Source organism: Actinomycetota bacterium (assembly GCA_030018275.1).
Lineage (GTDB): Bacteria > Actinomycetota > Aquicultoria > Subteraquimicrobiales > Subteraquimicrobiaceae > Subteraquimicrobium.
This window is the reverse complement of sequence record JASEGB010000006.1, coordinates 81,968-93,129: the sequence shown is the minus strand read 5'-3', so window position 1 is coordinate 93,129 and position 11,162 is coordinate 81,968. Positions and strand designations below refer to the sequence as shown.

The window sequence follows — 11,162 nt, the reverse complement described above, 5'->3', positions numbered from 1 at the left end:
AAACCGAAAGTGTCAGAAGTGTCAGAAAGTGTCAACTTGACTTGTTAATAGTCCAGTTTAAATTTACATTTTTATTTGTGATTTTTATTTTTGATTTTTGCATTTACCACGGAAGACAAGTACTTATGCAGATAAAACTGTTATCTAGAAATTTGCCAAACTAATACACATTACATTTAATGCTTATGAAGAGGTTTTTAAGCTCTACTCTTGAGGAGGGTTATCAATCTATCTATGACCATTTCGGCTATCTTCCCTTTGAAAAGAGGCGGGAATGATTCTACTTTTCCCTCAGCGTCTATGATGATGACCTCGTTAACATCCTCTTCAAAACCTGATCCAACCTTGGTGATATCATTTGCCACGATGAAGTCCAGATTTTTCTTTTTCAACTTTTGTTTGGCATTTTCCACCAAATTCTCGGATTCGGCGGCAAACCCTATAAGAATTTGATTCCTCTTTCGTTTACCCAATTCTTCAAGGATGTCAGGATTCCCTTCCAATTCCAGAGTTATCCTTTGTCGATCCCTCTTGATTTTATGGGGATGGAAAACAGTTGGTCTAAAGTCTGTAACCGCGGCGGTTTTGATCACAGCATCCGCTCGGTCAAAATATTTCAGAACGGCTTCCTGCATCTCCATGGCGGTTCTAATATGAATCGTCTCGATTCCGCGAGGGGGTTCAAGCTGAGCAGGAGCACTAATCAGGATCACATGGGCTCCTCTCCCCCAAGCGGCTTCGGCAATGGCATAACCCATCTTACCCGAGGAACGATTTCCAATGTATCGGATGGGATCAAAGGGTTCCTGGGTCCCGCCCGCGGTCACGATAATGATTTTCCCTTGCAGATCCATCTCCTTTATCAGCTCAGACTTAACGGTATCCACGATCTTATCAATGCTGGCAAGTCTCCCGAGATCCTCTTCACCACAGGCAAGCCCTCCCCTTTCCGGTTCAATGATCCGAAACCCCCTTTTCTTAAGCAATTTTATATTCTCCTGAGTTACCGGATTGAGATACATCCTAGTATTCATGGCCGGGGCAAAAATGATGGTACAAGTGGCGGATAACAAGGTTGTGGACAACATATCATCGGCGATTCCATGGGCGGCTTTTGCCAGGATATTGGCGGTGGCAGGAGCGACCAAGATTAAATCGGCTTCCTCAGCAAGGGAAATATGATGGATCTTCCCCCTGAACTCAGGACGAAAGAGAGAGGTTATTACAGGTTGCCCGGTGATGGTTTCGAAGGTCAAGGGGTTAACGAAATGGGTAGCCGCATCGGTCATGATGACTTTAACCCTTGCTTCCTGCTTGATGAGTTCCCTTGCAATCTCAACCGATTTGTAGGCAGCAATGGAACCGGTCACGCCCAAAACAACTGTTTTGCCCTTTAACATCTTTTCCCCTAGAAATTAATGAATGTACCAACATCTGTCTCTAGTCCGCTGGGAAAATCCCATGTCTGCCGACAGGCAGGGAATCTGATTTTACCGGCGACCGGGAACGGTGACTATTTAATACCATTTACAGCGCGTTCGTAGCTGATCTTTCCTTCGGCTATTTCTCGGAGGGCAACGCTAAGGGGTTTATTGGTGATGGCTTCAATTTGAGGAGGTCTTACCCTAGTCAATTCCTGTCTGCGGATGGCATTTAGATATTCATTTATCTGCCGCGCTCTTTTGGCAGCAGTTATGGTCAGTGTGTACTTGTTATCAACCTTCTTTAATAAATCATCAATTTTGGGATAAACAAGTACCATTTGTCCCTCCCCTCTCAGACTGAATGATTTTTATCAATTCCCCTGTGGCTTTGTCCACCTCGTCATTGATTACCTCATAATCATATTTTTTAGCCTGCTTCAGCTCGCGTAAGGCATCCTGGATTCGAACTTCCATCGCTTTTTCCGTTTCCGTCTTCCTCCCTTGGAGTCTGGTTTTCAGCTCCTCAACGGAGGGAGGAGAGATGAAGATGAGAATTGAATCCGGTACCTTCTTCTTTACCTGCAAAGCTCCTTGAACATCGATCTCAAGAATCACATCTTTGCCCGCCTTTAAATTTCTTTTAATGGGTTCATATAATGTCCCGTAATAATGATCATGAACTTTAGCCCATTCTAGAAACTCATTAGATTCTATTTTCTTGAGGAATTCTTCCTCAGAGACGAAATGATAATCGATTCCAGGTAATTCACCTGAACGGGGTTTTCGCGTAGTTAAAGAAATTGAGAAATGAAGATCAGGGAGCCGTTTAAGGAGCTTCGTTACCAAAGTTCCCTTCCCGGCTCCCGATGGCCCAGAGATAACAAATAATTTACTCTTTATTTCCATTAACACCTCTAATTAGGTGAGCATATTGATCAAACGCTCACGCTGCTTAGAACCCAAACCTTGTACCCTGCGAGAAGCGCTTATACCTATCTCCTTCATGATCTTCTGGCTGCGGGCCTTTCCCACTTTGGGAAGCGACTCGATCAAACTACTAACTTTCATCCTTGCTACGACGGGATCTGAAGATTTGTTCAAAATTTCAACTAGCGTGGTTTCTCCCTGCTTCAGTTTTCTTTTGAGTTGCGCTCTTTGCTGCCTTATCACACCGGCTTTTCTCAAAGCGGCTCTTCTCTCGGCGTCGGAAAGTCTCGGTAGTGGCATTTTACTCCCCCTTTTCCAAAAAGGCTTGCAGTTCAGAAGTCATTATACAAAAGAAGACAGGTAAATGGCAACAAAAACTTCAACAAAATTTCAATTTTTATTTAATTATTCCACAGCTACCAGGTATGGAGATGGGAATTCCCCTCTTACACAGGGGACAATCTTCAGAAGAATAAGATTCAATTTTTATTCTAACGAGAGAGTGAAGGGGTTTTTCGAACACCTCGTCCTCACTTCGATCGATTAAGCTTGCCACACCTACGACTTCCCCCCCATATCCTTTGACTACATCAATTATCTCTTTAATGGTTCCTCCCGTGGTCACTACATCCTCAACCACAAGTACTTTTTCACCCGCTTTAATCGAAAAACCACGCCGAAGAGACAACTTTCTCCCCTCTCTTTCAGCGAATACCATTCGACAACCCAAAATTTGAGCCATGGCGTAACCCAGGATGATTCCACCGATGGCGGGTGTTATTACCACATCCACTTCACTCCTTTGATAGGGAATGGCGAGCTCCCTTGCAAGGGCGTTGGTTACATCGGGATATTGACATACCATGGCACACTGAAGATAAGTATCACTGTGGCGCCCCGAGGATAGTTGAAAATGACCCCTCAGGATGGCATCCTTCTCCCCCAAGATTTTGAGCACTTCTTCCGGGATCAAGAGGACAATCCCCCTATCTCCATTAGGATTTGAGATGCTGCCTGCACCGGATCGCTCGATTGAATGATTGGCCTACCCACTACGATATAGGAGGCTCCCAACTCCATGGCTTCCATGGGTGTTAGAACGCGCTTTTGGTCACCATAAACAGCCCATTTCGGACGTACACCCGGAGTTACGATGATAATATCTTCCCCAAGAGCTTTCCGAATTGCGGATATCTCAAGGGGGGATGCGACAACTCCATCAAGTCCCGCATCCTTAGCTAAGGATGCTAAACGCACGACTTGAGATGTGATTTTGTCCGATGTTCCCAGTGCTTGTAGCTCTCGCTGGTCAAGGCTCGTTAGAATGGTGACTCCTAAGATGATGGGAGCTTTTACCTCTAATTCCGTTGCCATTTTCCTGGTAACCGTGGCGGCTTCCCTCATCATTTTAAATCCGCCGAGGGTATGGAGGGTAAACATCTCCACACCCATCCGCACAATCTCTCGACAGGAGTTCGATACCTGGTTAGGGACATCAAAGAACTTAAGATCTAGGAATACCTTCCCACCCAAAGCATGGACGATGTGCACGATACCCGGTCCACAAGCTAGGAATAACTGTAAACCAACTTTAAAGATATCAACCTTATCGCTTAAAGCGTGGCAAAGTCGAATGGCCTCTTCTCTGCTGGAAACGTCAAGGGCTAATATCAATGGGTTCCTCGTTCCTCGTCCCTCGTCCCTCGTCATTGAAACCATAACCCACCTTAACCTGGTTCACCGTTCACAGTAATATATATCGAGATTAAGCTCATCTCAAATTCAAAATTCAAAGTTAAAGATGCAAAATGACAATCCAAAATTCAAAATGTTTAAACTAGTTTGGCAAAAAACTTTATTGGTTCTTTGACCAGCCTATTCTCAAATTCTTAAGAATTTGAGAACAACTCAGTTGACTAACTTAACTGACACATATATTCCAATAAAGAATAAATTTGAAAACTAAATTTGCCAAAATTTGGAGGTTTTAAAATATTTGCATTTTGATTTGTGTATTTTATTTTTTATTTTTGCATTTTGCATTGACCTGGATAAACAGCACGAAATGCTGAAGAAACTCCTGTGAACGAATTATGTCCAGGGTTAGTATTGTTATAAGAAGGTGTTTGCAGGTGGATTTGGTCAAGCTCGTGCGACGAGTCGACTTCATTTTAATACTTGCGGTAATTGCTCTGGTTTGCTATGGAACCCTCATGGTTTATAGTGCCACTTATCCCCAAGAGACACAGGATCCATATTACTATCTAAAAAGGCAGATCACCTGGGTTATCTTGGGTATTTTAGTCGTGGTGACTATATCCTGCCTGGACTATAATTGGCTACGCCCTTATACTATACCCATTTATATTCTCAACATAATTTTGCTGACCTCCCTTTTCTTCGTGGGACGTTCACCGTTGGGAGCCCAGAGGTGGATACCCATTGGTTTCTTTCTCTTCCAACCTTCGGAATTCGCCAAAGCCATGCTCATCATCACCCTATCTGCCTTCCTGGCCAGCAGAAGGGGAGAGATAACCTCAGCAAAAGACCTATCCCTGGCCTTTGCCCATATTGCACTACCACTTATCCTAATTTTTAAGCAGCCTGATTTGGGGACTGCTCTCGTTTTGGTGGCCATACTTATGGGGATGCTCCTGGTGGCGGGGACTTCACTCAGGAACTATGTGATCATTATCGCCATCGGCGTTCTCATTTGCTTCCTCATAATACACTTCAACTTACTCAAAGATTACCAAATGAAGCGTCTGATCGTATACTTGAACCCGGATATAGATCCTTTAGGCGCCGGTTATCACCTCCTCCAATCGAAAATCGCCATCGGTTCTGGGGGGTTCTTCGGTAAGGGGTTATTCTCGGGGAGTCAAACCAATTTGAGATTCGTTCCGGCACACCACACCGATTTCATCTTCGCCGTGATCGGGGAGGAACTGGGATTCCTAGGTGCGGCTATCCTTCTCGGTTTATATTCCGTCATAATCGCCAGGGGGATAAGGATCGCCACCACGGCCAGGAATCTATTTGGAACGTTGATGGCCATCGGTGTCGTTTCCATGTGGCTCTTTCAAATTCTGGTCAATGTGGGAATGAACTTGGGAATCATGCCCATCACCGGTATCCCCCTTCCCTTCATCAGTTACGGAGGGAGCTCGATGATCACCAATTTGATCGCCACCGGTCTACTTCTCAATATCTATGCCCGAAGGTTCAAGTAGCCAAAATGTTCAAGGAGGTTACTTTGGTCAAGTTACCCACCAAAACGAGAAAAATCGCCAAAGCCCTAAGGCAGGTGAGGAAGGAGGCCTCCAGGGACGTAAACATCCTTGTCGCCGGAAGGGAGGGGGTCGATGCCACCGGGCTCATCGAAGAGCTTGCACCCACCAATGAACAGAGGGCAATCTTTAAAACCTTAACACTTGATAGAAAATCGACCGAGGAACTGATAGAAGAGGCATGTGCGATAGATTTTGCCCTGATTTTGCTGGATATGACCCAGCAATTTGATGTAGATACCCTGGCTTTTGTCGTCTGCCTGGCAGAACTCAAGAAACCTTTCCTCATTGTCGTAGACGATTTCGATGCATCTGGCTTTGAAGAATTCCATGAGCGAATCAAACAATTTTTGGAAATATCACCGACGAGAATCGTCTCCATATCCATCAAAAGGGGTCTAGGGATACGAACCTTGATACAGAAGATTCTGGATCGATGCAACAAAGAAATCGCCCTGGCATCAAGACTGCCTTCCTTCAGAAAAGCGGCTATAGAGAAGGTGATCAGGGAAACAGCCGCAAAAAATGCCCTCATTGGAGGGATAACCATACTCCCGGGCTCCGATATGCCCATCCTCACCGCAAATCAGATAAGGATGGTCCTCAAAATCGCGGCCATTCATGGTGAGAAACTTACATTGGCTCGATGTAAGGAGCTGCTGGCGGTTGTGGGGGCGGGGTTTACCTTTAGAGCCTTGGCTCGACAACTCCTCGACCTCCTACCAGGTCCGGGATGGATAATCAAGGGTGGAGTGGCCTACGGAGGCACGGTGGCATTGGGGAGGCTAGCAAAGAAATATTTCGAAGGTGATCGTGGGTGAAAAGTGATTCCCTGGAGAAGATACTCCCGCTGGTTCAAAGGCCCGCAAGATATATAGATGGCGAATGGAATGCAGTGCACAAACCACACCATGAGGTCGATCTCAAGATCGCACTAATCTATCCCGACACCTATGAGGTAGGCCTACCCAACCTGGGTCTACAAATCCTTTACGAGATTTTAAATGACGAAAACGATGTGGTCGCGGAGAGAGCTTATGCACCTTGGATAGATATGGAAGAGGTTCTGCGAAAAAAGAGGATTCCCCTCTTTGCCCTTGAATCTCGCACACCTCTAATTTCCCTCGACATCCTGGGTTTCTCTCTTCAATATGAGATGACCTACACAAACATCCTCAATGTCCTCGATTTGGCGGGAATTCCCCCTTACGCAACCGATCGTGATGAAAGATATCCTCTGGTCATTGCGGGAGGTCCTTGTGCCTTCAACCCGGAACCTCTTGCTCCCTTCTTCGACCTGTTCGTGATCGGGGATGGCGAGGAGGTCATCCTTGAGCTCGTGGAGGAATATAAGAAAGGTCAAGGGTCGAGGGTCGAGGGTCGAAAGGGACAGTTGGCAGAGCGCAGGGAACTTTTGAAAAGATTGGCGGGAATTGAAGGGATTTATGTCCCCCGGTTTTATGATGTGGAATACTACCCCTCCGGTCAGGTAAAAAAAATCCAGCCCAACTGCAGAGGCATCCCCAAAAGAGTCTCAAAGCGGACGGTCAAGGATCTGAACGATGTCAAATTTCCCATGCTCCCCCTTGTCCCCTATGTGGATGTCGTCCACGATAGATGCTCCCTGGAGGTGATGAGGGGCTGCACCAGGGGATGCCGCTTCTGCCAAGCGGGCATAATCTACCGACCGGTGAGGGAGCGTTCACATAAACTCATCCTCAGGGCGGCGAATGATCTGCTGCGGGAGACGGGTTATGAGGAGATATCCTTGGTCTCCCTAAGCTCCAGCGACTATAGTCTCATCCAACCACTTTTAAGGAAGCTCATGGACAACCACTCACAAAAGGGAATCTCCATCTCCCTCCCCTCCCTTCGGTTGGATACCTTCTCCGTGGAACTAGCGAGTCAGATTCAAAGGGTAAAGAAGACGGGACTCACATTCGCCCCTGAGGCGGGAACCCAACGCCTCCGGGATGCGATAAATAAGTGCCTCACCGAGGAAGATCTCTTAGCCACCGTGAAAGATGTCTTTGAATCGGGCTGGAGGAAGTTAAAACTCTATTTCATGATAGGTCTACCCACCGAAACCCAAGGAGATCTTCAGGGAATAGTCGATCTCACCCATAAGATAGTGGACATCGGGCTCTCTGTGGTTCCCAAAAGGGAATGGAATAGGATTAAGGTCGCCTTGAGCGTAGCCTCCTTCGTTCCAAAATCGCACACGCCCTTTCAATGGGTTGCCCAGAATCCCCTCCCTGAACTCGAGAAAAAGATCGAATTCTTAAGGAAAAACCTCCAAAGCAGATACATCCTCCTGAAATGGCAGGATCCCAAATTGAGTGTTCTGGAGGCCGCTTTGGCCAGAGGTGATAGAAGATTATCCAAGGTCATCGAAAGGGCCTTTAAGATAGGCTGCAGATTTGATGCCTGGACTGAGCAATTCAACTTCGATAAATGGCTAAAAGCCTTTGAAGAGAGTGGTGTCTCCCTCAATTTTTACGCCCATAGAGAGCGCTCCCGTGACGAGGTCTTCCCCTGGGATCACATAAATTCCGTGGTGAACAAGGAATACTTATGGAATGAATATCAAAGGGCCTTGAGCCAAACTCCCACTGAGGATTGTCGAACAGGTCCGTGCTCCGAATGCGGAGTTTGCCAAACATTCAAGCTAAAACCGGTGCTCGAAAGGGAGAAATTATGCACCTTGCACAGAGAAGAAATCAAGAAATAGGCGCACTCCTCCTAACCTTTCTCCTGGTACTCGCGGGTTTCGCCTCGCTTCTCCTCTCTTGCGGAGCCGCCCCTCGAGAGGCGTTCACATTCGCCGGTGCTCTAGCCTTCATCTTCATCGCAATCCACCTGTCCGCAAGGAAATTGGTGCCCTTTGCCGATCCCATCCTCATTCCCATCATGGCGCTGTTGACCTTCACCGGGGTGACCATGATTTATAGATTGAAGCCTGGGCTTGCGGGCTTCCAATCCTTATGGGTTTTGCTTTCCGCATTCGTCTTAATTAACCTCCTCATTCTCCTCAAAGATTATAAAATGCTCAAAAATTACAAGTACTCCTGCGCTCTGTTGGGGCTAATGTTGCTCCTTTCCCCAATCTTCTTCGGATATGAGAGATATGGAGCCAGATTATGGCTTAAATTCGGTCCCCTATCCTTCCAGCCTTCAGAAATAGCCAAGATACTTTTGGCCGTCTTCTTTGCGGCTTATCTCGAGGAGAAAAGAGAGCTACTCTCGACGGGCGCCCGTCGATTTCTTCGAATGAATGTACCCGGATTCAGACATTTCGGTCCTCTGCTCATCATGTGGATAATCTCCTTGAGTATCTTGGTCTTTGAGAAGGATTTGGGCTCATCCCTTCTATTCTTGGGACTATTTTTGGGCATGCTTTATGCGGCCACGGGAAGAAAAGCCTATGTGGTCGTGGGCATACTGCTATTCATGTTGGGTGCAACGAGCTGTTACTACCTCTTCGGCCACGTACAGACAAGGATAGATATATGGCTCAATCCCTGGAAAGATATCGAGGGAAAGGGGTACCAGATAGTCCAGTCTCTCTTCGCCATCGCCAGTGGTGGAGTCTTCGGCTCTGGATTGGGATTGGGTTATCCCACCCGCATCCCCGCAGTCCACACCGATTTTATCTTCTCCGCCCTCTGTGAGGAGTTGGGGCTTGCAGGGGGATTCGGGATTATCCTGGCTTACCTCCTGTTCATCCCCAGAGGATTTAAGATCGCTTTAACCTGTGAGGATGAATTCGGTAAACTCATGGCGGCGGGATTAACACTGGTTCTTGCCCTTCAGACCCTCGTGATCATCGGAGGGGTAACGAGACTCATCCCCCTAACGGGGGTTACCCTTCCCTTCGTGAGCTATGGAGGGAGCTCCATCCTCTCAAACTTCATCTTGGTGGGACTGCTCCTCTCTATCTCCAACGAATCCAGTCGAGGGAAGAGATATGAATAAATACATTCGCCACCTCATCTTGCTTTTTTCATTGGCTTTCATAGTTCTATGTATGAACCTCACCTATCTCCAGGTCTTTGCGGCTCAGAGGATAGCCTCCCATCCCAGAAACATCCGGGGGATGGAAAGAGAGTTGGCCATAGCCAGGGGAGCAATTTTGAGCTCAGACGGTCAAGTCCTGGCGGAGAGCAAAAAGGCCCGCGTGAATCGAAGATATCAACGCATCTATCCCCAGGGGAAAATCTTCGCTCCGTTAACCGGGTATTACAGCCTGCGTTACGGAAGGAGCGGTTTGGAGGCAGCCTTCAACGACCATCTCTTGGGTAAGAAGGAAATCTCCTCCTTCCAGGATTATCTGAGCTATCTCATGGGGGAGGAAAAAGCGGGACATACGCTGATCTTGACCATCGATTCTCGCCTTCAGAATGTGACCGCCAAAGCCATGGGTGACCAAAGGGGAGCGGTGGTCGTCTTAAATCCAAAAACAGGTGAGATCCTGGCGATGGTCTCAAATCCCTCATACGATCCAAATCCCCTTGCCAGCCTAAATATTGAGAGGGAAACCCAAGCCTGGAACGAACTCATTCAAGACGAGGCAAAGCCCCTCCTCAATCGAGCTCTGCAGGAGTTGTACCCCCCAGGTTCTGCTTTTAAGCTCGTCACAGCCTCCGCGGCTCTTGAAACGGGACTGGTCGAACCATCAACCCAGTTTACGTGCACGGGTAGACTCACGCTTCCCTTGACCAGACACACCCTGCGCGACTTTGGTGGGAAATCTCATGGGAAGATCGACTTCGCCCACGCACTCGAATTATCCTGCAATAATACCTTCGGAGAGATCGGCTTGAAGCTGGGAGCAAAAAAGCTGGTGAATTACGCCGAAGGATTTGGGATAAACCTCAAGGTTCCCTTCGAATTGCCGGTGGTAGAAAGCAAAATCCCTCAGTCCGCCGAAATTGACCCGCCGGGGACGGCAATGAGCGCCATAGGTCAGAAGGATGTCCGCCTGACTCCTCTTCAAATGACCTTGGTCGCCGGGGGCATCGCCAACCAAGGTGTGATCATGAGACCATATGTCGTCAAAGAGATCAGGGACTACAGCGGAAAGATTTTGCGGCGTTTCCACGGCGAGGAGTGGCTTCGACCGATATCACCAAAGACTGCATCGACCTTGACCGAACTCATGAAGCAGGTCGTGGAATCGGGTACGGGAAGGGGAGCCAGACTTAAGGACATCTCCGTGGCGGGTAAAACAGGGACGGCACAGGTGGCTAAGGGGGCACCTCACGCTTGGTTCGTTTGCTTCGCCCCAGCCGATGATCCGCAGATCGCCGTAGCGGTGATAGTTGAAAATGGAGGGAGTTTGGGCAGTGAGGCAACCGGCGGTCGAGTCGCTGCACCCATAGCAAAGCAGATCATATCCGCAGCCCTTAAGAATAAATATGATAGATAAATAGGGTAGACATAAATGCCTGAGGCAGCTCTTTTTGCCAAAAAACGGGCGAGAGTTACGGTGAGCGGTGAACGGTGAACGAACTAACGGTGA

The 11,162-nt window shown here is 47.6% G+C and carries 11 protein-coding genes; 5 read left to right on the top strand and 6 right to left on the bottom strand.

Features of this window, described 5'->3' with window-relative positions; all coding sequences use genetic code 11:
- Window positions 1–197: 197 nt before the first annotated feature.
- The 6 genes from coaBC to pyrF form a co-directional block, all read right to left on the bottom strand.
- Complete coding sequence (coaBC, locus tag QMD66_03905; GenBank protein ID MDI6821998.1) at window positions 198–1,400, bottom strand: bifunctional phosphopantothenoylcysteine decarboxylase/phosphopantothenate--cysteine ligase CoaBC; 1,203 nt, start codon at window positions 1,398–1,400, stop codon at window positions 198–200.
- 113 nt (window positions 1,401–1,513) lie between these two features.
- The gene (gene rpoZ, locus QMD66_03900; protein MDI6821997.1) at window positions 1,514–1,762 is read right to left on the bottom strand and encodes a DNA-directed RNA polymerase subunit omega; all 249 of its coding nucleotides are present in this window, start codon (window positions 1,760–1,762) and stop codon (window positions 1,514–1,516) included.
- On the bottom strand, window positions 1,737–2,330 hold the full coding sequence (gene gmk / locus QMD66_03895) for a guanylate kinase (GenBank protein MDI6821996.1): 594 nt from the start codon (window positions 2,328–2,330) through the stop codon (window positions 1,737–1,739). The genes rpoZ and gmk overlap by 26 nt, the downstream gene beginning before the upstream one ends.
- A gap of 12 nt (window positions 2,331–2,342) precedes the next feature.
- The gene (gene mihF / locus QMD66_03890) at window positions 2,343–2,651 is read right to left on the bottom strand and encodes an integration host factor, actinobacterial type (protein ID MDI6821995.1); all 309 of its coding nucleotides are present in this window, start codon (window positions 2,649–2,651) and stop codon (window positions 2,343–2,345) included.
- 97 nt (window positions 2,652–2,748) lie between these two features.
- The gene (gene pyrE, locus QMD66_03885) at window positions 2,749–3,324 is read right to left on the bottom strand and encodes an orotate phosphoribosyltransferase (protein ID MDI6821994.1); all 576 of its coding nucleotides are present in this window, start codon (window positions 3,322–3,324) and stop codon (window positions 2,749–2,751) included.
- Window positions 3,321–4,061, bottom strand: coding sequence for an orotidine-5'-phosphate decarboxylase (pyrF, locus tag QMD66_03880; GenBank protein ID MDI6821993.1), 741 nt, complete (start codon window positions 4,059–4,061; stop codon window positions 3,321–3,323). The genes pyrE and pyrF overlap by 4 nt, the downstream gene beginning before the upstream one ends.
- 422 nt (window positions 4,062–4,483) lie before the next feature.
- Between pyrF and rodA the strand changes: the two genes are divergently transcribed.
- Genes rodA through QMD66_03855 form a run of 5 tightly spaced genes read left to right on the top strand, consistent with a single transcriptional unit; the run spans window position 4,484 to window position 11,069 of the window.
- Complete coding sequence (gene rodA, locus QMD66_03875) at window positions 4,484–5,584, top strand: rod shape-determining protein RodA (GenBank protein MDI6821992.1); 1,101 nt, start codon at window positions 4,484–4,486, stop codon at window positions 5,582–5,584.
- Between the two features lie 23 nt (window positions 5,585–5,607).
- Window positions 5,608–6,462, top strand: coding sequence for a hypothetical protein (locus QMD66_03870; protein ID MDI6821991.1), 855 nt, complete (start codon window positions 5,608–5,610; stop codon window positions 6,460–6,462).
- A complete protein-coding gene (locus QMD66_03865; GenBank protein MDI6821990.1) occupies window positions 6,459–8,372 on the top strand; it encodes a TIGR03960 family B12-binding radical SAM protein in 1,914 nt (637 codons plus the stop codon). The genes QMD66_03870 and QMD66_03865 overlap by 4 nt, the downstream gene beginning before the upstream one ends.
- Window positions 8,339–9,616 (top strand): FtsW/RodA/SpoVE family cell cycle protein, encoded by a 1,278-nt coding sequence (locus QMD66_03860; protein ID MDI6821989.1) that lies wholly within the window; start codon window positions 8,339–8,341, stop codon window positions 9,614–9,616. Before QMD66_03865 ends, QMD66_03860 begins: the two co-directional genes overlap by 34 nt.
- Complete coding sequence (locus QMD66_03855; protein ID MDI6821988.1) at window positions 9,609–11,069, top strand: penicillin-binding transpeptidase domain-containing protein; 1,461 nt, start codon at window positions 9,609–9,611, stop codon at window positions 11,067–11,069. The genes QMD66_03860 and QMD66_03855 overlap by 8 nt, the downstream gene beginning before the upstream one ends.
- Window positions 11,070–11,162 lie beyond the last annotated feature (93 nt).